At 45.0% G+C, this 23,572-nt stretch carries 14 protein-coding genes; 9 read left to right on the top strand and 5 right to left on the bottom strand.

Features of this window, described 5'->3' with window-relative positions; genetic code table 11:
- Window positions 1-73: 73 nt before the first annotated feature.
- Window positions 74-2,620: a tetratricopeptide repeat protein gene (locus QUB52_RS01415; protein ID WP_332974858.1), complete on the bottom strand. Its 2,547-nt coding sequence runs from the start codon at window positions 2,618-2,620 to the stop codon at window positions 74-76.
- A gap of 354 nt (window positions 2,621-2,974) precedes the next feature.
- A complete protein-coding gene (alaS, locus tag QUB52_RS01420; RefSeq protein WP_332974860.1) occupies window positions 2,975-5,626 on the bottom strand; it encodes an alanine--tRNA ligase in 2,652 nt (883 codons plus the stop codon).
- Window positions 5,627-6,840: 1,214 nt separating this feature from the next.
- Between alaS and QUB52_RS01425 the strand changes: the two genes are divergently transcribed.
- The 7 genes from QUB52_RS01425 (at window position 6,841) to QUB52_RS01455 (ending at window position 19,755) form a co-directional block, all read left to right on the top strand.
- Complete coding sequence (locus QUB52_RS01425) at window positions 6,841-7,449, top strand: hypothetical protein (RefSeq protein ID WP_332974861.1); 609 nt, start codon at window positions 6,841-6,843, stop codon at window positions 7,447-7,449.
- Window positions 7,450-7,455: 6 nt separating this feature from the next.
- Entirely contained in the window at window positions 7,456-10,302 is a 2,847-nt protein-coding gene (locus QUB52_RS01430; RefSeq protein ID WP_332974862.1) for an OmpA family protein, read from the top strand.
- 2 nt (window positions 10,303-10,304) lie between these two features.
- Window positions 10,305-10,841 (top strand): Rab family GTPase, encoded by a 537-nt coding sequence (locus tag QUB52_RS01435; protein ID WP_332974864.1) that lies wholly within the window; start codon window positions 10,305-10,307, stop codon window positions 10,839-10,841.
- A complete protein-coding gene (locus QUB52_RS01440) occupies window positions 10,838-12,382 on the top strand; it encodes a sensor histidine kinase (protein WP_265236468.1) in 1,545 nt (514 codons plus the stop codon). Before QUB52_RS01435 ends, QUB52_RS01440 begins: the two co-directional genes overlap by 4 nt.
- 332 nt (window positions 12,383-12,714) lie before the next feature.
- Entirely contained in the window at window positions 12,715-15,513 is a 2,799-nt protein-coding gene (locus QUB52_RS01445) for an adenylate/guanylate cyclase domain-containing protein (RefSeq protein ID WP_265236469.1), read from the top strand.
- A 134-nt stretch (window positions 15,514-15,647) separates the two neighbouring features.
- Entirely contained in the window at window positions 15,648-18,638 is a 2,991-nt protein-coding gene (locus QUB52_RS01450) for a PAS domain S-box protein (protein ID WP_332974865.1), read from the top strand.
- Between the two features lie 4 nt (window positions 18,639-18,642).
- Complete coding sequence (locus QUB52_RS01455) at window positions 18,643-19,755, top strand: hybrid sensor histidine kinase/response regulator (RefSeq protein ID WP_265236471.1); 1,113 nt, start codon at window positions 18,643-18,645, stop codon at window positions 19,753-19,755.
- Window positions 19,756-19,831: 76 nt separating this feature from the next.
- Here the strand turns inward: QUB52_RS01455 and QUB52_RS01460 are convergent, their stop codons facing one another.
- On the bottom strand, window positions 19,832-21,028 hold the full coding sequence (locus QUB52_RS01460; protein WP_332970062.1) for an NAD(P)/FAD-dependent oxidoreductase: 1,197 nt from the start codon (window positions 21,026-21,028) through the stop codon (window positions 19,832-19,834).
- 210 nt (window positions 21,029-21,238) lie between these two features.
- Between QUB52_RS01460 and QUB52_RS01465 the strand changes: the two genes are divergently transcribed.
- The gene (locus QUB52_RS01465) at window positions 21,239-21,517 is read left to right on the top strand and encodes a hypothetical protein (protein ID WP_265236474.1); all 279 of its coding nucleotides are present in this window, start codon (window positions 21,239-21,241) and stop codon (window positions 21,515-21,517) included.
- 52 nt (window positions 21,518-21,569) lie between these two features.
- The gene (locus QUB52_RS01470; protein WP_265236476.1) at window positions 21,570-22,109 is read left to right on the top strand and encodes a DUF2231 domain-containing protein; all 540 of its coding nucleotides are present in this window, start codon (window positions 21,570-21,572) and stop codon (window positions 22,107-22,109) included.
- Window positions 22,110-22,157: 48 nt separating this feature from the next.
- Here the strand turns inward: QUB52_RS01470 and cutA are convergent, their stop codons facing one another.
- Window positions 22,158-22,502 carry a divalent-cation tolerance protein CutA gene (cutA, locus tag QUB52_RS01475; RefSeq protein ID WP_265236479.1) on the bottom strand — a complete coding sequence of 115 codons (345 nt, stop codon included), beginning with the start codon at window positions 22,500-22,502 and terminating at the stop codon, window positions 22,158-22,160.
- A 69-nt stretch (window positions 22,503-22,571) separates the two neighbouring features.
- The gene (locus QUB52_RS01480; protein WP_265236481.1) at window positions 22,572-23,471 is read right to left on the bottom strand and encodes a pentapeptide repeat-containing protein; all 900 of its coding nucleotides are present in this window, start codon (window positions 23,469-23,471) and stop codon (window positions 22,572-22,574) included.
- Between the last annotated feature and the right edge of the window lie 101 nt (window positions 23,472-23,572).

Here is a 23,572-nt window from a genome sequence, read left to right on the forward strand (position 1 = left end):
TCAAGGTAAAAGTGCAATGGCTTTTTTCCGTGATGCTATATCTGCCCATTTTTGTGACTTATTTATGCCTTCTTTAATTCCCCAATCTTAGACCTGAATCCTTACGTTGTTTGATTAAAATGTCATGGGTATCGAATCTTTGTTTGATGATTTGTACTTCCATGTCGGCGTTCGATAAATCTTCGGTGGGATTCTGAATCGCAAATAATGGCTGAAGTTCGGGGGCGGGAGATGTGCGGGTTTTGATGCGGTTTTGTACGAGTTCTAGTAGTTGCAAACTGGGGGCGTATTTCACGCCGCTGGGGAAGCAGTCTAGGAGGTTTCCGCGAAAAAACATTGTTTCTTGGGTGAACCGGGTTTGTGATGTGAATGGTAGGGCGTGGAGGGGGAATAGGTGCAGGTAGCGATGGGGTACTAATATTAGTTGGTGGCAATGATTGGGGATTTTGGCGACTATCTCGTTGAGGCGCAAGATTTCGGAGAGTTTGTCCAGTTTTGCCGATAGGGTTTTTTGCCAGATTTTTTGTTTGGCTTTGTCGCGGTATTCGTTGAGATAGTCGTTTTTCCAGGTTTCTAATTCGGCTAATTCGGTGGCGGTTATTGGTACTAAGTCTATTTTGTCGCGGGTGATGATGAAGGCTGATCCTCCCCAGTCTTGGTTGTTAAATTTGGGGTTGCCGATGTACCATTCTACAATTACTGTTTCTGTATCTAATGTTTGCTGGAATTCGGCGATGTTTATGGGTTCGACTTTTTGAGTTAGGGTGAATTCTGGTTCTCGCTTTTTGATCTGTTTCAGCAATTGTTCTAATTGCTGCAATGTTGTTGCTAATTTGTCTTTTTCTTGTTGAAATGATTCGGGGCTGAGAATGTGGGTTTGAGTTGGGCGTTGTGTGTCGGAGTCTTCGGGAACCCCCCCCAGCCCCCCCTTGCTAAGGGGGGGAGGAAGAGGGGGAGTCGATGATTGTATTTCTAGGAATTGTTGGGAGGCGGCGATTTGGCGGCGCAGGTTTCTGAGTTGTTGTTTCTCGGATTCTGTGGCTGTTTTGGGAGAGATTTCGCGGTTGATGAAGAGTTCGACTAGGTAGCGGGATTTGCTGCGTTCTACGGTTTGGACTGCTTTGTGATATTGTTGGTGATTGATGCAGGATTGCATCATTTTTTCGTAGATGTTGAGGTTTTCTTCGATGATTTGTCGTTTGCGACTTTGGGATGTTACCCACTCGCGGGTTTGTTCGACTGCTTCGATGGCTTTTTCGTAGCCGAAGATGGCTGTTTCCCACAAACTTTCGGCAAATCCTAAATGGCCTAAGTTTCGGCCTGTTTGCAGACAGTCAAGGGGTAAGGTGGTAGGAGTGCAGAATTCTAAAGCTGCTTTATGAGATTTAATCGCCCTTTCTAAATTATCACCCCTGTCTCCCTTGATTCTGGAATAGTAAGCATTTGCCAAATTATTTTGAGTCGTTGCCCAATATTCAGGAAAAGCTTGCCGGGTGTAAACTTGTAAAGCTGCTTCATAACATTTAATCGCCCTTTCTAAATTATCACCCCTGTCTCCCTGGATTCTGGAATAGTAAGCATTTGCCAAATTATTTTGACTCCTTGCCCAATATTCGGGAAAAGCTGCGCGGGTGTAAACTTGTAAAGCAGCTTCATAACATTTAATCGCCCTTTCTAAATTATCACCCCTGTCTCCCTGGATTCTGTCACTGTAAGCAAGTGCCAAATTATTTTGAGTATCTGCCCAATATTGGGGAAAAGCTGGGCGGGTGCGAACTTGTAAAGCTGCTTTATAAAATTTGATCGCCCTTTCTAAATTATCACCTTTGTCTCCCTTGATTCTGGAATAGTAAGCAAGTGCCAAATTATTTTGAGTCGTTGCCCAATATTGGGGAAAAGCTGGGCGGGTACGAACTTCTAAAGCAGCTTCATAAAATGCGATCGCCCTTTCTAAATTATCACCCCTATCTCCCTTGATTCTGGAATAGTAAGCATTTGCCAAATTATTTTGAGTCATTGCCCATTGTTCGGGAAAAGCTGGGCGGGTGCGAACTTGTAAAGCAGCTTCATAAAATGCGATCGCCCTTTCTAAATTATCACCCCTGTCTCCCTTGATTCTGTCATTGTAAACAGTTGCCAAATTATTTTGAGTATCTGCCCATTGTTCGGGAAAAGCTGGGCGGGTGCGAACTTCTAAAGCTGCTTCATAAAAGCCGATCGCTTTTTCTAAATTATCACCCCTGTCTCCCTTGATTCTGTCACAGTAAACATTTGCTATACCGTTTTGAAACATTGCCCAATCTTCTGGGTAATCTGCGCGGGTAAAAATAGTTAATCCTATATCCAGACAAGCAATCGCAATCTCTATGTTGCTTCTGCGACTGCCTTGCTGAAGACTGAAAAATTTAAGAGTTAAATCGTATAATATCTTGGCACGAGTTTCTGCTCGATCTGCATCTAGATCGGGCAGGGTTTCTGTTGCCCACTCTCGCAAATATTCGGCAAATTCATCGTCTAATAATTCTAAATTCGCTTGCAGGATGGCGGTTTGTTCTTCGCTGGGACAGCAAAAGAGAGATTGAATCAGATTTTGATCGGCTTCCCGGCGTTCTTCGTTCATTTTTGACTACCCATGTTTGTTGAATTTTACATTTTTTGCGCGGGGAAAACAAGGGTTTTTTGGGTGGGTTTCTGGGGCTCAAGAAACCGGGTTTTTATGGATATTTAGGGTTATTTGCAAGTATTTGGGAGAAAAACCCGGTTTCTGGGTGGGTGGCTGGGTTCTGGCATAGACTTTTGTTTACCGCCGAGGCCAGATCCCCCCTAGCCAGGGCGGGCACGGGGGCACCGCCCCTACGAAGGGGGGGACAAGATTCCGATCAAAGTCCCCCTTCTTAAGGGGGATTTAGGGGGATCTAGCCTCCGCTATAAACGAGAGATAAAAAGGGTTTTAGTCTCCCACACAAAACCCAGACTAACCCAACCCTTCAACCAACAAATTCCGAGCACTTTCCAACGCTGACTGCAACTTACTAGCATCACGTCCCCCAGCCTGCGCCAAATTAGGTCGCCCGCCGCCTTTACCGCCACAAAGTTGAGCAATTCCCCCAAGAAACTTGCCAGCTTGCAATCCCTTCCGATTAACTTCAGGACTAAAAGCAGCCACCAAACTCACCTTGTCAACATCAGCAACCGAAGCCAAAACAACCGCAGCATTTCCTAACTTTTGCTGCAACCTTTCCGCCGCAGTTTTCAGCGCTTCTGCATCCACATCTCCCAATTGAGCTACAATGATTTTGAAATCACCGATCGCCTCAGCCGCATTTAACAACTGGTCAGATTTCGCGATCGCCAATTCCGACTTCACAGCAGCCAACTGCTTCTGAGTATCCTTCAACTCATTCTGCAAATTAGTAATCCGGTTGGGTAACTCTTCCGGCTTCGCCTTAAATCGATCGCCCAAATCGCGCACAACCTTGTCACGCACATTCAAATAATCCAAAACAGCCTGGCCCGAAACCGCCTCAATCCGGCGAGTACCAGCCGCAACCCCCGCCTCCGAAACAATCTTAAACAGCCCGATTTCAGCCGTATTGTTGACGTGAGTCCCCCCGCACAATTCCATCGAAACGCCAGGAAAATCGATTACCCGCACCACGTCGCCGTACTTCTCGCCAAACATCGCTGTAGCGCCTTTTTCCCTCGCTTGGGCGATCGGCATTTCTGCAACTTCAGCAGCGTGGGCTTCAGCAATCCAACTATTAACTAAATCCTCAATTTTTTCCAACTCTTCTGCTGTCACAGCGCGGGGAGAATTGAAATCAAATCGCAATCTTTCCGTCGATACCAGGGAACCCGCTTGGGAAATTGAATCATCTACAATTTTTCGCAAAGCTGACTGTAATAAGTGAGTTGCTGTGTGGTTGGCTTGAATTCGGCGGCGGCCGCTATTGTCAATTTTTGCAGTCAAACTATCGCCAACTTTCAGCATTCCCCGTTCCACCAAGCCGAAATGCACGAAGAAATCCGATTCCTTCTTCACATCATCAACTCTCACCAACAAACCATCACCATTTTCTCCGCTTTTCAAATAACCTTTATCCCCAAGTTGTCCGCCGGATTCTGCATAAAACGGCGTTTTGTTCAACACAATTTGTACCTCGGTTCCCGCCTCTGCTGATGCCACAGCTTGGCCGTCAACTAAGATAACTTCCACTTCAGCTAAACTAGATAATTCAGCATAACCGACAAACTCAGTTCCTTGGATAGTTTCAGCCAACTTATCTAAGGAACCCTGCACCGTCAAATCAATGGTTTGATGAGCTTCTTTGGCGCGAGTTTGCTGTTCCTTCATCGCGACTTCAAAGCCGTCTAAGTCAACAGTAATTCCCTGTTCCTCAGCAATTTCTTGAGTCAGTTCTAAGGGGAAACCGTAGGTATCGTAAAGGGTGAAAGCATCTTGTCCGCTGATTTGTAGGTTGGCTTGCTGTTTTGTGCGATCGACAATTTCCTCCAGCAGCTTCTCTCCGCGTTCCAAAGTCTTGAGAAACTGCGCCTCTTCCCTTGCCAATTCCGCCTTAATTTGAGCTTCCCGCGATCGCACGTTGGGATACGCTGCTTCCGAAAGGGCGATCGCGCTTTCGGCCACTCGCACCGTAAATTCGCCCTGAATTCCAATCAGCCGCCCGTGGCGCACCACCCGGCGAATCAACCGGCGCAAAATGTAACCGCGCCCTACATTCGACGCGCGAATTTCGTCCGCAATCATGTGTACCACAGCCCGAATATGGTCGCCAATTACTTTCAGCGAAACCTTGACATTTTCATCGCTATTGTGGTAATCAATTCCGGCAATTTCCGCCGCCGATTGGACGATCGGAAAAATCAAATCTGTTTCGTAATTGTTAGGGACTTTCTGGAGGATTTGCGCCATCCGTTCCAATCCCATCCCAGTATCAATATTTTGATTTTGCAGCGGTGTTAAATTGCCCTCTGCATCTTTATTGTACTGCATGAAAACCAGGTTATAAAATTCGATAAACCTGCTATCATCTTCGAGGTCGATATTATCGCCTCTTTCTGGGTGGAAATCGTAATAAATCTCAGAACACGGGCCGCACGGGCCTGTGGGGCCAGATTGCCAGAAATTGTCTGCTTCTCCCATGCGTTGAATGCGATCGCCCGGAATGCCAATTTCATCGCGCCAAATCGCAAAGGCTTCGTCATCTTCTCGGAAAACACTCACAACTAAATTGGACGCTGGTAAACCGAAAACTTCCGTGGAAAGTTCCCAAGCCCACGCGATCGCCTGTTTTTTGAAATAATCCCCAAAACTGAAGTTACCCAACATCTCAAAAAACGTGTGGTGGCGGGCGGTGCGGCCGACGTTTTCGATGTCGTTGGTGCGGATGCACTTTTGCGAAGTCGTAGCGCGCGGTGATTCTGCGGTGCGCTGGCCGAGAAATATCGGCTTGAATTGTAGCATTCCGGCGATCGTCAGCAACACTGTCGGATCTTCGGGAACCAAAGAAGCGCTCGGTAATATTTTATGTCCGCGATCGGCGTAAAAGTCGAGGAATGTTTGGCGAATTTGACTACCACTGAGAAACTTAGGAGAAATAGACATGACAAAAATTGTTAAGTATGTAAAGATGTCGCAACAATAGAATTTATAGGACTTACGCACGGATGTCCAGAAACCGGGTTTTTCAACCAGAATACTTGCTTAAAATCCTCAATTTCGGTGAAAAAACCCGGTTTCTTTGTTCGGAGTGCGTGAGTCCTAACTTACATCTATGTGGATATTCATATCATTATACTTAGTAATGTAAAGACCCATCAAGTTTTGCAAATTGTGCTTTACTCCTCCCAAAGCTCGTGCTAACTTAATAATAGACACCGGGACAGAAAGAAACAGGAGGTCGCTATACTTAGAAACAAAGTTCGAGGATATAGGCATGGTGTCTCCGGTCTAGATTCCCAAGAGCAGCCGAAATTAACCGAACACAACTTGGAATAGTGGTAGAACTGCCGATCGCGCAGTCAAGCCAAACCGCAGTCGAGTCAGACTTATTGTGCTTGCGGATTAAAAGTAAAGTTGCACAAGTTGTAAACCCTAGTAAGAAGTAATTGTTCTTTACCGGAAACACATCTCGTTTGTTACAAAAAACAAAGCTCTCATATTATTGGGTCTGGTCGTTGTCGATCGGGCCCTACGCTTTTTTATAGGGAAGGGGAAGACGGGGAGACGGGGGGAGAGAGGGAGACGGGGAGAGATTTTGAACTCTACTCTTTAGTCCGCGGAGGCGGACGAAAGTTTGTCTTGGCGCGGTTTCAACCGCCGACTTTGATCTTTCAAGTGATGTTTTATACATAATGGCACCTGTGCGATCGCCCCCGCCCGTTTTTTGCCGTGGCCAGGCCCTCTGGCCCACCGGCACTGTCAATATGGGATATCATAGAAAAATCTGTACAAAACATTAAAACCTACGTCGCTGGCTGCGAGACAGTCTACAATTGAGCAGCTTGCTGCAAGGCAAGCATAGCAAACCGCTATTTTAGAGAGCCTCGTTGTGGCTCTGATGATTGACTCCAAGAACCTGAATTTCAGGAGATTTAGAGTGAAATTTCTCAAGAATCTCATCCCCGACGAAGGGGTGGGACTGTCTAACATTCGAGCTATGCCAAGTCAAAAAATCCCTATAGCTGACAACTGTCACCAATCACAGTAAAAGTCGGCAGCACATATTTTGAGGCTGCTCAAACGGTTCGACTAGCCGTTTAACAAAAAATATAGTACAGTTCTTAAACTCACAATTTTTGGAGATTCAAGGTAAAATCATGGCCGAAATAACCAAAGAAGAAATGCGCGAGCGGCTGGGAAATATCGACCAGATTCGAGATATAATTTTCGGGGCGCAGCTTAGAGAATACGACAATCGCTTCGATAAAATAGATTCTGAGATGTCAATGATGCAGCAAGATATGCAAGCTCGCATCGAACAAGTGAAAACAGTTCTATCCGCAGAAATGAGGGCGGCAGTTGATTCGTTAGAAAAGAAAGTTAAATCGCTCACCTCAAACACGCAAGAAGAAACCACCGATCTCCGGCAGCAAATCGATCGCGTTAACCGCAAATGCTCCAGCACCATCGAAGCCCTCGACGAGGCGATAGACAATCAAACCAGTTCCATTCGCGACGAACTCTCCCAAACCAGAGAGCGACTCTCCGAAGAAACTCGCACTTTGAAAACACAGGTTTTTGAAGAACTCGATCGCCGCTTTTCCATGCTCAGAGATGTTAAAGTTTCCAGAGACGACATGGCAGAAATTCTGTTTGAACTAGGCATGAGGCTCAAAGGAACAGAATTTGTCCCCGAACTTAAAGGCGTTACTGATAATAAGTTAAATAACGAATTCTTGTTGCCGGAGCGCCACAATCACGGATAATAACGCATGGCTTTACCGAAAGAAAATCCGGAAGTTGAAAATCAGCTAGAGGGTTTTGTTTCTCAACCTGACGAGTCTGCTGCTCATGCAGCAACCCAGCTAGAACCCTTGCTGAATCTGTTGCTCGATCTCAAAATTATTGCTGGTTCAAAACAGCAAAATCCAGAGTCCGAAGCTGACAACAGCGACAACAATAATCAAGCTGGGGCCCTCGGCGGGTTGATGGATTTGTTAAGTATTTCCTCCGCAGAGCCAGAGGAAATTACAGCGCAGCAAAATCCAGAGTCCGAAGGTGACAGCAGAGACAAAAACGATCGAGCTGGGGCCCTCGGCGGGTTGATGGGTTTGCTAGGTATTTCCTCCGCAGAGCCAGAGGAAATTGCAGCGAGTGTCCCAGAAACTGGCTCTCGCCAACCGGATTCCACTGCTTCCCCGGCTGTTGCAGATGAGTCCAAAAGTAGGCTATTCGCTACTCACAAACTCAACAGTTCAGACCTCGAGAAAAACTATTCCTCAGCTAAAACTATAGATGTTTTAGCAGATGTTTCTGCGATCGCTCAGACGGATTTTGAGCAAGCATCGCCACCGATAACAGAATTGCCCAACTCGAAAAAATTAGATTCTCCCCAGTACGTACAGGCGGAAAAATTCCAGGATTTTGACACCGCTTTAGAGGATTCGCCCACTCCCCAAACTGTGGCATCACCCGCAGCAACTGATCCGAATTGCGCCGTTCCCACACTTTCACAGCCGTCAGAAAAAATATATTTTGATGCGGTGGTTGCTTCGCTACCGTCAATGCCAGACTTGCAAGAACAGGCGACACCGATATCCCAGCGAGCAGAAATATTAGGCGAAATTAAACAAGACTTAAATGAAGCCGACAACGCGATGGGAAGGCTGCAAAATCTCATTTTTGGCTCGCAAATGTCGGATATCGAGCAAGTGAAAAATCTCCTGGAACAAAATGACTTGCCGGGGGTGCGCCACCTGCTGACAACCATCGACGATAAATTAGGAAAACTCGAACACCAAATCCACGATCCCCAAGAGCTGATCGCGCTGATGCTGCCTTGGATCGCAGAAATTCTTAGCCGCAAAATTACCGATTCCAGAGAAGAAGTTGTTAAGGCGATAGTGCCAATTATTGATGAAGTAATTAGGGCAAAAACGGTAGAAAACAGGCCAGCAATGAGTTCGGCGATCGCTGAATTGCTCCCAGACGCCCTTGCTCAACAAATAAAAAATTCGCCCCAAGAAATTGCTAAGGCGATCGCCCCAGAAATCGGCATGGCAATTAAAGAGCAAATTCGCCTCGACCAAGAGTCGATCGCCCAAGCCCTCGCCCCGGAAATGGGCAAAGCGATTACAGCCCAAATAGCACTCGAACGCGACTCTATGGTGGATGCTCTCTATCCCGTCATTGGCAGCACTATTTCCAGATACATGGCAGAAGCTATCAAGACAATCAATGAAAAAGTGTCAAATGCCATGAGCATGGAAGGAGTTGGGCGCAAAATTCGCTCCCAAGTACAAGGAGTCTCCGAAGCTGAATTAATCCTCAGAGAATCAATACCTTTTACAGTCCAAGCAGCATTCTTAATTCACAAAGCATCAGGCTTGGTAATTTCCGAATCTCAACACTCAGGCGACTACCAGTTAGAATCGGAAATGGTAGCAGGAATGCTCACAGCTATTCGCAGCTTTGTTAACGAGTGCATCGTTCAGCCAGGAGAAATTTCCGAACTAAATCAAATTGAATACGGCGATTCAAAAATTATACTAGAAGTAGCGGGATACTGCTACATGGCAGTGGTAATTAAAGGAGAACCGCCAGACTCGTTCATCAACAAAGTCCGACAAACAGTTAGTAAACTTATCCTTAATTACGCTAAATTAATTCACGAGTTTAACGGCGATCCCGGTACTATACCGCAGTCATTGCACCCGTTGATCCAAAGTTTATTAGACCCGCCCAACAAGGAAAAATCAACAAAACCCCCCTTGATGCTGCTCGGCCTGAGCATGGCAGCGCTGAGCTTAATCTTAGTACCTTGGGGAATTTATCAGCACCGCAGCAGCATCGACCGCCGCCTCGAAGCAAATGCCGCTTTAGCTCTAGCCTCGACCCCAGAATTAGCGGTTTACCGCTTAAGCGTCGACGTTGAGGGCAACACTCTTAAGTTAACCGGAAAATTGCCAAATCCAGAATTGCGAGCAAAAGCCGCAAAAATAGCCGCATCAACTGCACCAAATCTGAAATTAGACAATCAAATTATCGCTGTAGATGTACCTCCCGATCCAGTTTTGACGGCGGCTGAGGTGCAGCGGATTACTGTTGTTTTGAACCGCTTATCGGGCGTTTCTATTTCTAGTCAGTATGGCGATCGCAAAGTTACAGTAGAGGGGACAGTCATGGATGATGCAGACTCACAAAAAATTGCTCAGTCCCTCAAGCAAATTCCCGGCGTTCAGTCCGTCGTCAGCACTGTTAAACTAGATCCGCTGAAGATTTCCAGCCGCATCTACTTCGACCAAGGAACGACAACATTAAACTCAACATCTGGAGACATCATCGCCAGTGTCAAAAATTTCATGGATCAATATCCTCAAAAACAGATTAAGATAATTGGACACAGCGATCGCACTGGGGAACTTGTCACAAATCAACGGTTGTCGCTCCAGCGTGCCGCAGCAGTGCGAGAGGCTTTAGTGCGCGTCGGTGCTGACCCGAAACGCCTCCAAGTGGTTGGTAGCCAAAATCCTCCCGCAGGCGTGGAACCGAATCAACCGCTACTTTTAAGCAGATGCGTGATATTTGAACCAATAACTAAGACCATCAACAGCAAATAATTATGTCAGTTACTATATCTAAAAAAATGTGCATGATCGGCGACTTTGGCGTCGGCAAAACCAGCCTAATCCGCCGTTTAGTCGATCAGCAATTCAGCGACGAGTACCTCTCCACTGTCGGAGTAAAAATTTCCCGCAAAACTATCATATTAGAAAACACCAAACAGCAGGAAAATGTCACAGCAAAGTTGCTGATTTGGGACTTAGAAGGGCATACAAAATTCAAAGGAATTGCACCGACTTACTTGCAAGGAGCTAGCGGCGTTTTAATCGTTGCCGATGTCAGCCGAACCGAAACAGTTGAGCGAATCTCCGAACACATTAAGCTTTTCTCTTCAGTCAATCCCAAAGGATCAATTATCATCGCTTTGAACAAAGTAGACTTAATTGACGAGGAAAAATTGGCACTGCTAGTAGAAATTTCTCACTCAATTGGTCAAGACAAAGTAATAGCAGTTTACACCACATCGGCTAAAACAGGCAAAGACGTTGACGAAATTTTTCATAAACTAGCTTACACAATGGTAGAACAAGTATGAACCCCCTTTTTAGAAAGCTCTTGGGCCAGCGACAAACAGAGTATTTGATAGTAAATCACAATTTCATCATTCAAGAAATCTCCGCCGAAGTCCAGCATTACGCCGATACTCCCGGTGAGGCGCTCCCCGGTGCAGATGCTCGCATCAGTTTTCCCGAACTGATTGGTATTGAAAATATCCTGATGTCCATCGCAATGGGACGGCGGCCGAATTTTGAACTCAAAGGTATCGCTCGGTTTACCGACAACAACCGCCCTTTATACTTCGATATGTTGGCTATAGAACATGAAAACGAACAAGATATGGCAAGTAATTTGCTAATTTTGATTGAAGATGCCACCGAAAAAATGGTGATGAAGCAATCCTTGATTCAAAGAGCGAATGAAGCTAATCTTTTGCTGAGCGCCTTAGCCGCTTCTAAAGATTATATAGATAAAGTTATTGGCTCGATGGGCGATGCTTTGTTAGTGACAACAACCTTAGGAATTATCAAAACAGTCAATCAATCGGCACAATGGTTATTTGGGTACAGCGAAGCAGAATTGATCGACCATCCCCTCTCCATAATAGTAGTCGAAGAAACCTTGCTTTACCAAGCTCGCCACCGCTATATCTTGTCTCAAAAAGAGCTGCTTCGAGAACTCGAAGTAGTCTGCACTACTAAAGCAGGAGCAGAAATTTGGGTAGAATTTTCCTGTTCGGCAATTCAGACAGAATTAAAGGGGCTGTACGATTTTGTCTATATCGGCAGGGACATCACAGAACGCAAGCAAAAAGACATGGAAATTCGCCGCTCTTTGGCAAAAGAGCAAGAACTCAGACAGCTAAAATCTCGTTTTTTCTCGATGCTCGCTCACGAATTCAGCAATCCTTTAAATACAGTATTATTTGCTACTCAAATCCTTAAAGAATACGGCGACGAAATCACCCAAGCGGAAAAACAAGAATATCTCGAACACGTTAAATCAGCATCTAAATATATGGCTCAGCTATTAGATGATGTGCGGTTGCTCAGCAGCGCCGAAGCAGGAAAACTCCAATTCAATCCCGCACCAGTTGACTTGCAAAATTTTTGCCGCGAGTTAGTAGAGTCCATTAAAATTAGTTACGGACAAAATCATAAAATTAACTTTACTTGCCGAAAATCTCTTCCGCCCGCGAAACAAACTGATCGGGAGTTGGAGGAAACAGAATACTGGCCCGCACTGGATGCCAAATTGCTGCGACACATCTTGACAAATTTGCTTTCAAATGCTGTCAAATATTCGCCGATCGACAGCTATATTGATTTTCAATTAAATTGTCGTAATGAAGAAGCTATATTTAAAATTAAAGACGCAGGCATTGGCATTCCTATAGAAGACCAAGAACAACTGTTTGAATCTTATTACAGAGCCCAAAATGTCGGAAAAATACCCGGTACAGGACTGGGTTTATCCATAGTCAAGCAGTGTGTAGACTTGCACGGAGGTCAAATCGAATTTTCCAGCGACACAGGGTTAGGCACTACCTTTATAGTCACCATTCCCTTTTACAAATAGAGGTAATACAATTTTCGTATTGAAGCATTGAAGATTTTTGATTTGGGCATGACCCCGCCCCAAAATGGGTACTTGCTTTCCGACGCGAGCGTCAGGGTCGAACCCAAAATTTTAGACAAAAGTTCAAGCTGCCAGATTCATCTGTGGAGTAAATCTAAAATCTAAAATCTAAAATCTAAAATCTAAAATCTAAAATCTAAAATCTAAAATCTAAAATCTAAAATCTAAAATCGACTAATGACTAATGACTAATGACTAATGACTAATAACTAATAACTAATGACTAATGACTATCACGAACAGAGGGCGCGTTCACCAATAAAAAATCCAACATGACAACCCTGTTAAAAAAACTGTTGGTTCCCCACCACTTGGAGTACCTATCACTGGATCAAGACTTTTTCATCGAAGAGATATCTCTCAATGTGCAGCGCTTTGCTGACTGTCCCGATGAAGTAGTTGCCGGCAACGATGTGCGCCTTCCCTTTCCCGAATTGGTGGGAACTGAAGAAATTTTAATCGATATTTTGGAAGGGCGGTTGCCAAACTTTGAATTTAAAGCGATAACTCGGGTATTAGAAAATGGCTCGCGGCTTTATTTTGATATGTATATCGTCGAACTCAAAAATGACGAGAACGATCACAGATTAATTGTATTTTTTGAAGACGTAACCGACAGGATGGGTTTGGAACAAACTCTAGTCCAAGCTACCAATGAAATGAATATTTTATTGAGTACCTTAGCCGCTACTAATAATTATGTTGAAAAAATCATTACTTCAATGGCCGAAGTTTTGTTGGTGACAACGGGATCGGGAAAAATCAAAAAAGTCAATCAAGCGGCTCAAGATTTGTTCGGTTACAGCGAATCAGAATTAGTAGGCGAGCAAATAGACACCCTTGCTGCTGAGGGCGCATCTTTGCAAGCAGTCAGCCAAGAGCCGCTTCAACAATCTCAAACTAGCACTGAAGTAATTTGCACGGGAAAAACCGGAGAAAAGCTCACAGTTTCGTTTTCCTGTACGGCGATTCCGACTGATATTAAAAGCTTTTCTGAAGCAAGGGCTGCCATCGAAGATTTCGTGTACATTGGCCGCGACATGACAGACAGACAGCGAGCCCGCAAGCGAAAAGTAGCTCAGTACGTCACCACTCACATCCTCTCTACATCCGAAACAATCAAAAAAGCTCTAGCAGCAATTCTCCCGGCAATTTGCGACAGTTTGGGGTGGGATACTGCCGAACTTTGGATGCCGGAAGCTGGGAAAAAACTGCTGTTAGGAAGTAAGAGAATAACTACGATTTATGACACCAATTTGCTGCGGTGCGTCACGAGTTGGACAAAACCCTCAGTTTCTATCCCCAAATTTGCCGAATTGGCCGAACAAATGACCTGTGGATTCGGGGAAGGATTGTCTGGTCTCATTTGGGCCAGCGGTTCCTCGGAGTGGATTGCGGATGTCACAAAAAGTGACAATTTTCTGCGCCGAGAAATCGCCGCCGAAGAAGGACTGCACGGAGCTTTTGGCTTCCCTATTTTGGGTGACTACGAACAGGAAAATTCTGAAAGATCTGTGTTGGGAGTGATGACTTTCTTCAGCCGCGAAGTGCAGTGTTTTGATGAAGAATTGCTCCAGACAATGGCAACAATCGGCAGCCAAGTTGGTCAATTTATCAAGCGCAAGCAAGCCGAAATAGCTTTGCGGGAAAGCGAAGAACAACTGCGAGACTTATTTGAAAATGCTACTGATTTAATTCAAAGTATTGGAGCCGACGGTCATTTTTTGTATGTGAATCGGGCTTGGCGGGAAACTCTGGGCTATAGCGAAGCAGAAATTGCAAAAATGACTGTTTTTGATATTATTCATCCTAATAGTTCCCAAGAGTCTATTGATATATTGTATCAAGCTATTGTCAAAAAAAACATCAATAAAAATACATTTTATCCAGACTATATTCAAGCAATATTTATCACTCAACAAAACGAACAAATTTTGCTAGAAGGTAGCATAAGCTGTAAGTTTTCAGAAGGATCGTTAGTAGCGATTCGCGCTATTTTGCGAGATATTACTGCTCGAAAGATGGCGGAAGATGCTCTAGCAAAATCTGCGTCCTTGCTGCAAGCAACGTTTGATTCTACTGCTGACGGTATTTTGGCTATTGACAGGAACGGGAAAATAGTCACTTTCAATCGAGAATTTGTGGAAATGTGGGGCGTACCTAGCGACGTGATGGCGCTGCGAGACGACGAGACAATGATCGCTTTTGTGCAGAACCAACTCAAAGACCCTCAAGCATTCCAAGAGAGAATAGAATCGCTTTACGAGCAGCCCGAAGCCGAAAGTTTTGACTTGTTGGAATTTCAAGACGGCAGATTTTTTGAACGCTATTCGGAACCGCAGCGGCTGGGAGATAAAATTATCGGCAGAGTCTGGAGTTACCACGATATTACGGAACGCAAGCAAGCAGAAGATGCCTTGCGGGAAGAACAAGAAAAATCAGAAAAGTTGCTGTTAAATATCTTGCCCAAGGCAATAGCAGAACGCTTGAAGAAAAACGAAACTACTATTGCCGAATACTTTCCCGAAGTGACTGTTTTGTTTGCAGATATTGTGGGGTTTACAGCTTTGTCTGCGGTCATGAATCCGATCGACCTCGTGGTACTCCTGAATCAGATTTTTTCAGGATTCGACCTGTTGTGCGAACGGCATGGCTTAGAGAAAATCAAGACTATCGGCGACGCATATATGGCGGTGGGAGGGCTGCCAAGTCCCCGCGCCGATCACGCTGAGGCGATCGCCCAAATGGCCTTAGATATGCAAACAGAGATAGCTCGGTTTAATGCTAACAATAATAAATATTTTAGCATCCGCATCGGGATTCATAGCGGCCCGGTCGTTGCGGGAGTAATTGGGATCAAAAAGTTTATTTACGATTTGTGGGGCGACACGGTAAATATTGCTTCCCGGATGGAATCTCACGGTTTGCCTTGGCGGATTCAAGTCAGCGAAACTACTTATAAGTTATTGGAACACAAATATTTGCTTCAGGAGCGGGGAACTATTGAAGTTAAAGGCAAAGGGGGAATGAAAACTTATCTGCTGGTTGGTAAAAAAACAATTAGTCATTAGTCATTAGTCATTAGTCATCGGTCATTAGTCATCGGTCATCGGTCATCAGTCATGAGTCATCAGTTATCAGTCATCTGGCTGAGGACTAAAAGTGTTGCTAAAGTTAGTTAATAATACTTTTTAGGTCTAGACTGATGGAATTTGCTAATTTGTTGACAAATTTACGATCGCCCTTAGCAGCTATCGATCGCCATCCTGTGACGGTTGCGCCCTCAACTTCCGTCGGGGATGCGATCGCCCTGATGCGTCTGGCGAGAAACCCTTGTCCGCTGCCAGACTCAAACGCAACGGTAAAACCATTGATTAGTTGCGTCTTAGTTGTCGAGGAAAATCAGCTAGTCGGACTGCTAAGCCAAGGTGATATGCTGAACCTAGCCACCGAATCAGGATGGCAAGAAATGAAAGTTGTCGATGCAATGACGCGGAATTTAATTGTCTTAAAAGAATCAGAATTTACAGATATTTTTAGCGCATTTAAGCTATTTTGTCAACACTCGATCGATTGCTTGCCAATTGTGGACGAACAAGGTCAACTCATAGGTTTAGTCAGCGAAGAAAAGATTCGCCCAGAAATTTACAGCGTAGTCAAAATGTTGGAGCAAGAAGTTGTAAAACTTCAGCAAAAACAGTGTGATCTCTTAAAAAACAAGTCAAAAATCGAAAAACAAGTTAGCGATCGCAAACTTGCAGAAACCGCTTTGCAACAATTCAACGTAGAGTTAGAACAGCGAGTCCAGCAACGCACTGAACACTACAAACAGGCCGTATTAACAGGTAAATTGACCGCAGAAAAATTGCAAAACTCTGAAGCTGAACTGCTGGCGCTGTTTAATGCGATGACGGATATCGTGCTGGTTTTCGATGCCAGCGGCCGCTACCTCAAAGTCGCCCCCACGTCTCCCCAACTGCTCTACAAACGGGCTGTTAAAGCGCTGGGCAAAACCCTCGCCGAAATGTTGCCGGAAGCGGAAGCTAATTTTTGCCTCAGCCACATTCACCAAACCTTGGCATCTGGGGAAACCCACAGAGTTGAATACAGCATGGAAATTGGTGGGAAGTTAATCTGGTTTGATGGCAGTATTTCGCCACTGGGAGTCGATCGAGTGATCTGGGTAGCGCGGGATATTACTGCTCGCAAACACGCAGAAGCTGCACTGCAAAAGAGTGAGGAAAAGTTTCGCAATTTGTTTGATGATGCTCCAATTGCGATCGGTTTGGCAAGCGTGCGCGACTACCGCATGATCAAGGTGAATGAAGCTCACCGCCAGATGTTGGGCTACGGCGATGTGGACTGGGCAGCAATGAGTTTCGCTGATGTCACCCACTCAGAAGATTTACAAGCAGAATTCGAGCAAATCAAGCAGTTGGTCGATGGCAATATTTCTCGCTTCCAAATGGAAAAACGCTTGACGAAGAAGAATGGCGAGTTGATGTGGGCAAACTTGACGGTGACGCTGATTCGCGATCGCGATGGCATTCCTGTTTACAGCATGGGGGCGATCGAAGATATCAGTTGCCGCAAGCGGGCAGAAATGGAATTGCAGCAGTTAAAAGAACGCCTGCAATTTTTACTTGCTTCTAATCCAGCGGTAATTTTTACTGCCACACCGACGGGGAATTTTTGTATTACTTACATCAGCGACAACGTTAAGGCAATCGTTGGCTACGACCCCCAAGAGGTGTTAGCAGATTCTGACTTTTGGTCGAGCCGTATTCACCCGGAAGATCGAGCGCAATTTATCGTAAATTTTTCTGATTTGTCCGAGAGAAAAAATTGCATTTGCGAGTACCGCTTTCTGCACGGATACGGATTTTACCGCTGGCTGCGGACGGAACTAAAAATATTGGTTAACAGCAGCGGTATTCCGATCGAAATTATTGGTTACGCCGCCGATATCAGCAATTCTAAATGCGCTGAAATAGCTTTGCGACAGCAGTTCGAGCAAGAACGGCTGGTAGAGGCGATCGCCCGTCGCGTCCGCCAGTCCTTGCAATTAGAGGAAATTCTCAATACCACGGTTGCCGAACTCCAGCAAGTCTTGTTAGCCGATCGAGTTTTGGTTTATCAAATTTTACCGGAAAAAAGCGGCCGAGTCATTGCGGAAGCGGTGGCAGAAGGATGCAGCCCACTGGTGGATAGATGTTTTGGCGAAGAGGTTTTTCCGGTTCAAAATTATCAGCTTTATTTGCAAGGGCGAATTTGTGCGTTATCCGAACTAGATCACCCCTCCATTGCACCTTGTATGGTGGAGTTTCTGAAACAAATTAAAGTTAGGGCAAAGTTAGTAGTGCCGATTATTCAGCACAGCCAACTTTGGGGATTGCTGATTGCGCACCAGTGCGATAAGCCCAGAGAGTGGCAAGAATGGGAAATCAATTTATTTCACCAGTTGGTGAATCAATTGGCGATCGCCATTCAGCAATCTCTACTCTACCAGCAACTGCAAACGGAACTGAGCGATCGCAAACAAGCGGAAGCAAATTTGAAAAACTCCCTCAAAGAAAAAGAGATTTTGCTCAAAGAAATTCACCATCGCGTCAAAAACAACCTCTGCGTAGTTGCCAGTCTGTTAGAATTACAATCTAACACAGTTGCCGAACCCCAAATAGCCAAAATGTTTGAAGAAAGTCAGAATCGCCTTTATTCTATGGCTCTGATTCACGAGAAACTGTACCGCTCGACTAACCTGGCGCAAATTAATTTTGGTGAATATCTAGAAGATTTGGTCAGTAACTTGTTTCACTCTTACAATATAAGTGACAACCGGATTCAGTTGCAGGTATTAGCTGAACCAATCTCCCTAAATATTGAGACTGCTACTCCCTGCGGTTTAATTGCTAATGAATTGGTTTCAAATACCCTGAAACACGCTTTTCCTCACGGTACTAGCGGGACAGTTAGTGTAGAATGCTATCAAACGAGCGATGGAGAAATCCACCTTTTCGTTAAGGACAATGGCGTCGGCTTTCCTCAAAACTTAGATTTTAGAAAAACTAACTCTATGGGCTTTCAAGTTGTCTGCACTTTAACCGAGCAGTTAGAAGGAACCATTGAACTGTCAAGGCAAATCGGCACAGCATTTCACTTAACATTTAACGAATTAAACTATTCTCAGAGGTTGTAAAAACATGGATTTACCAGCAAAAATCATTAATATTTTGATTGTCGAAGATGAATTATTAATCGCTAAAAATTTATCTAAAAAATTAGAAAAATTGGGATATCAAATCGCCGACATCGTTTCTTCTGGAGTCGATGCCATACAGCGCGCAGCCGAAATGAGACCAGATTTAATTTTAATGGATATAGTCATCAAAGGCGACATTGATGGCATAGAAACAGCAGCAATAATCAATCAAAAATTAGATATCCCAATTATCTATACAACTGCCTATGCCGACGACGAAACTTTGCAGCGAGCCGAAAATACTGGTTCTTATGGCTACCTCCTCAAACCGTTTAAAGAAAGAGAGCTACACGCCACCATTAAAATAGTGCTGAGTAAACATCAAGAAGCAGTTAGGCTGCAAAAAATAATTACATTGGCAGCAGCAAAGAGCGAAAATAGAGCGCGATTTATTTCAATGGCATACCACGATTTAAATACTCCGTTGACTACCATACAGCTATCGGCTGAAATGCTGGAAGATAGCGAATTGCAGAGAACGCCAGGAAGTACAAATAAAAATGTCGCTCGCATCAAAAAAGCCGTCCGCAATATGAGCGAATTGCTGGAGGATATTTTAATGCTCAGCAAAGCCGAATCAGGCAAACTTTCCTTGAATTTAAATCAGCTAAATGTAACGGAGTTCTGCACCTATCTTTTAGAAGAACTACAACCGCTCGTCACCGACAAACACCTGGTAACTTTCCGCGCCCCAAAAGAGCCACTGCACGCCAATCTCGATGCAAAATTGCTGCACAACCTCCTGACTAATTTGCTTTTAAATGCTATTAAATATTCTCCAAATGGCGGCAATGTCAGTTTAGAATTAAGCTGCGAAAACCAGCAAATATTTTTTTCCGTTCGAGATGAAGGAATTGGGATGACAGCGGAATATCAGGGGAGATTATTTCAGCAGTTTGAACGGGGTGCTAATGTAGGCAATATTAAAGGATCGGGGTTGGGACTTTGCATTGTTAAACACATAGTTGATCTGCACGGGGGTACAATAAGTGTGGAAAGTGCGATCGACAAAGGTACTACATTTATTGTCGCGCTGCCTTTTCTTAGTCATTAGTCATTGGTCATTGGTCATTAGTCATTGGTCATCAGTGATATGATATCCGATCGTCGCATTATTCTTGTATTTCATTTTAAGCAAATCTATTGGGAGACAAAATCTCGTTAAGCGAAGCTATCCCGCTCTTAATCGCCCAATCTTTTGATCCTGCTGCCGAATCAGCAAATCGCTCAGCTAAAGCAGGTACAATCGCCAAAGGATTGCTCAAACCCGAAAAAACGTGCAATCCAGGGCGAGAACCAATTTCCCCAACTATGGGGAGCTTATCCGCGCTAAATGCCACAATACAATCGTGCCAAGTTGCGGGTAAATCGGCCAAAGCTGGCAAAACCTTGCCGATTCCGGCACGAATTGCGGTTTCGCTGGTTTCGCGATCGACTTTAGCATTCAAATCGCTCAAAGTTCGAGACAATTGCCCGATCCGCAAACTGCCATCATTAAATTGAATTGCACCAGCATCTAAAATCGGTGGTAACAACTCATTACCCGGTTCATCCCACAGAAAATCTACCTCAATTTTACTCGATTCAGCTTCCAATTCAAAACGTTTTAATACCGCGGGCATCACCAAAGTCCTGAGTTTCAAATCGACAGGTTCAGTCTCCAAAATCTCGGCGCGACTAAAATAAACTCCCGCAGAAATGCCAGCCGCCTTGAGCAAAGTTCGACTCCAACCTCCAGCACAAATCACCGCATTTTCGCAAGCATAACTTTCGTGTACCGTCTTGACTCCCGAAATCCGATTTCCCTCTGCTATTAAACCAGTTACTTCAGCAATTTTTATAGTTCCTCCCAACCGCGCAAACCCTTGACAATAAGCTATATTTGTGGCTGTCGGGGAAATGTGACCGTGACGCACAGTTAGAGCTCCGGCGATCGCACTTTTATTCAGTAAAGGTTCCAACTCGCCAGCTTCTGCAACGCTCAAAAGCTGCGGAGGTATCGCAAAATGCGCGTAATTTTCTACTATTTTTTCAATATCAGCGTCCGCATCAATTGTCAGCAACAGATCCAACTCGCGAAACTCAGTATCAGCGTCTAATTCCGCCGATAAATTGCGGTGGCGTTCGATACCTTCCCGACACAATTGACGAGTTAAATCAGTCGTGCCAGACCAATAAGCTAAGCCTCCATAACTAAAACGAGTCGCATTTTGCATGGTAGCATCTCGCTCCAAAAGCAGCACAGCAAAACCTTTTTTTGCGAGTTCGTAACTCAGGGCTGCACCCGTAATGCCACCGCCAACAACAATCCAATCGTAACTTTTCATGAGCAACTCAAAGGGAAGGAAAATATCATGCTTAGATTTTAGCTTAGGTTGTTTCGGAACAGGCCCAAAAGTCTCTACCTACAGAAAGAGGTGATGCGCGATCGGCATAACTGCAACTTACACCCCTTGGGAGATGTTACCGCAGGCACATTTTTTGTTCAATAGTAGCAATTACAGACAGCACAAAATTAGAAACACCACAGAGGTTTTATGAGTATCGACAAACCGGGCAAAGATATGCGCCGTACTGTCAATCCGGGCGATCGCATTTCCGACGAACCGCAAAGCATCGAAGAAAAAGCTCAGCAATTAGCAGTTGACCACGTGCCCGACATCACGGGAGATGTAGTTACAGTTCCAACTTATGTGATCGTAGAAGAACCGGACGGGGAAAAGAAAGCTTTGCACCACGTCAAAGACGCCGAGGAAATTTCCGACGTAATTCGACAGGCCCGCGTTGACGAAAATGGCGAGCGAATTTGGGATTAAGCTCAATCCAATAAAACTGGCTTTGTAGGTAGAAAACTTATCGCTAGAAATCATGGAAACAAATCAAACAAATAGTACGCCCTATCCCAATATTCCGCCGATTCTAGAAAGTGACGACACAGAGTATCGCGACGCCGGCATTACGAGTACAGTTTCAGTTGCAGGTCATCCCCTCCACCCAGTGCTGATCGTGTTTCCGATCGCCTTTTTAGTCGCAGCCGCCGGTACAGATATCGGTTATTGGCTGACAAGCGATCCATTTTGGGCGAGAGCTTCGGTTTGGCTGATTGGTGCAGGCTTTGCTGCGGGGATTTTGGCGGGAATCACGGGCTTTTTAGATTTTACGAGAATTAAAAGAGTGCGCGATCGCAGTGCCGGTTGGTTGCACATGGGCGGCAATGTGGCGGCTCTGGTACTTTCGCTGATTAACCTGGTGTTGCGCCAAGGAAATGCTGCTGAGCCGATCGTCTTTACAGGTTTAGCACTGTCGGTCGTCGTTGCCAGCTTGCTGGGCGTTACAGGCTGGTTCGGCGGCGAACTAAGTTTTCGCCACAAAGTCGGTGTTATCGGCCCTAGCAGTCAAAATATGTAGGTTTCTGAGCGTTTTTAGTAGAAACTTCAGTCCGTCTTCATAGGTGGATCATGAAGGAATTGCATTCCCAACGCTCGAACCTAAAGATTGTCCCAGCCAATTCAGATAAGCCTCGCTGCCAGCGATAATGGGAATAGCAATAATTTCGGGAACTTCATAGGAATGGAGTTCCTGAACTTTTGTTTTTAAAGCCTCAAATTTAGCCAAATCAGTTTTAATCACCAACTGCCACTCCGACTCGGCATGAATCTCGCCTTGCCAAGTATAAATCGAGCGAATTGGCGACAAACTAACACAAGCAGCCAGCTTGTGTTCAACTAGAGTTTTAGCGATATTCTCCGCATCCGCCTCCGATGCAGCAGTTACCAGCACCAACCCAAAATTAACAGTCATAAGGATTTTAGATCCGATATCAACGGATTTGATACTACCAATTACCAATTACCAATTACCAATTACCAATTACCAATTTTTAACTTCCGAAACTTCCCAAGAATTGACTTTGCACGCCCCAGCTAAGGAAAAGTAGCGCCTAGTGGATTCGGGCAAAATAGCTCCAGTCAACAAAGCATTATCTAAATTGGCTCCTATTAACGTCGCCTCGCTCAAATCTGCCGCCATCAAATCAGCTTGACACAGCTTTGCCCAATTCAGATTTGCCCCGATCAAACAACTTCCTCTAAACTTAGCCCCAGTTAAGTTTGCTCCCGCCAATTTAACGCCCCGCAACTGAGCCGCACTGAAATTTGCTCCCGCCAAATTCGAGCCTTCCAAATTAGCTCCCATCAGTTTAGCTTCGCTCACATTAACGCCGCTCAAATCTGCACCGCAAAGATTCACGCCTGTCAACTGCGCTCGTCGCAGACTGACTCCGGTTAATTGAGCTCCAAAAAGTTTGGCACTGTTGAGCTTTGCACCGTAAAGGTTTGCCCATTTAAAATTAGCTCCCGTCAGATTTGCGCCGAGGAAGTTAACTAATTGCAAGTCGGCGCTGCACAAATTGGCATTCCACAACACAGCACTCCGTAGGTTGGCGCTGGTTAAAGTTGCGCCGCTTAACTTTGCTCTCGGTAACTTTGCTTTTACCAAAAAAGCTCCGCTCAAATTAGCTTTTGTCAAATCTGCGTCTGAGAGTTGGATTTCGCCCATTTTGGCAAAACTCAGATTTGCTCTGTGCAGCAGTGCGCCTTTGAGCGTTGCTTTGGTGAGAAATGCTCTGCTGAGGTTCGCCCCGGAAAGATTAGCTCGCGAAAGGTTGACTCCGATTAAGATTGCTCCGCTGAGGTTTGCCCCGCCCAGATCGGCTCCAGCAAAGTCTCTTTGTCCTTTTTCGTAATTGTTGAGCAGTTCGCTAACTTCCATAGGGCCTGATACCTTCTCTGATTGGGGAGTTCGATCGAGAAATCTTTAATCTTCAGGTTGTTTCAGAAATTCTACTGTTACAAAAATTAGACTGTTTTAGC

Source organism: Microcoleus sp. A6-C6, from assembly GCF_036705955.1.
Taxonomy (GTDB): domain Bacteria; phylum Cyanobacteriota; class Cyanobacteriia; order Cyanobacteriales; family Microcoleaceae; genus Microcoleus.

Bases quoted from the DNA above. Each gene is read 5' to 3' on its own strand.
- QUB52_RS01415 (WP_332974858.1), bottom strand. From the start codon at position 2,620: ATGAACGAAGAACGCCGGGAAGCCGATCAAAATCTGATTCAATCTCTC.
- alaS (WP_332974860.1), bottom strand. From the start codon at position 5,626: ATGTCTATTTCTCCTAAGTTTCTCAGTGGTAGTCAAATTCGCCAAACA.
- QUB52_RS01425 (WP_332974861.1), top strand. From the start codon at position 6,841: ATGGCCGAAATAACCAAAGAAGAAATGCGCGAGCGGCTGGGAAATATC.
- QUB52_RS01430 (WP_332974862.1), top strand. From the start codon at position 7,456: ATGGCTTTACCGAAAGAAAATCCGGAAGTTGAAAATCAGCTAGAGGGT.
- QUB52_RS01435 (WP_332974864.1), top strand. From the start codon at position 10,305: ATGTCAGTTACTATATCTAAAAAAATGTGCATGATCGGCGACTTTGGC.
- QUB52_RS01440 (WP_265236468.1), top strand. From the start codon at position 10,838: ATGAACCCCCTTTTTAGAAAGCTCTTGGGCCAGCGACAAACAGAGTAT.
- QUB52_RS01445 (WP_265236469.1), top strand. From the start codon at position 12,715: ATGACAACCCTGTTAAAAAAACTGTTGGTTCCCCACCACTTGGAGTAC.
- QUB52_RS01450 (WP_332974865.1), top strand. From the start codon at position 15,648: ATGGAATTTGCTAATTTGTTGACAAATTTACGATCGCCCTTAGCAGCT.
- QUB52_RS01455 (WP_265236471.1), top strand. From the start codon at position 18,643: ATGGATTTACCAGCAAAAATCATTAATATTTTGATTGTCGAAGATGAA.
- QUB52_RS01460 (WP_332970062.1), bottom strand. From the start codon at position 21,028: ATGAAAAGTTACGATTGGATTGTTGTTGGCGGTGGCATTACGGGTGCA.
- QUB52_RS01465 (WP_265236474.1), top strand. From the start codon at position 21,239: ATGAGTATCGACAAACCGGGCAAAGATATGCGCCGTACTGTCAATCCG.
- QUB52_RS01470 (WP_265236476.1), top strand. From the start codon at position 21,570: ATGGAAACAAATCAAACAAATAGTACGCCCTATCCCAATATTCCGCCG.
- cutA (WP_265236479.1), bottom strand. From the start codon at position 22,502: ATGACTGTTAATTTTGGGTTGGTGCTGGTAACTGCTGCATCGGAGGCG.
- QUB52_RS01480 (WP_265236481.1), bottom strand. From the start codon at position 23,471: ATGGAAGTTAGCGAACTGCTCAACAATTACGAAAAAGGACAAAGAGAC.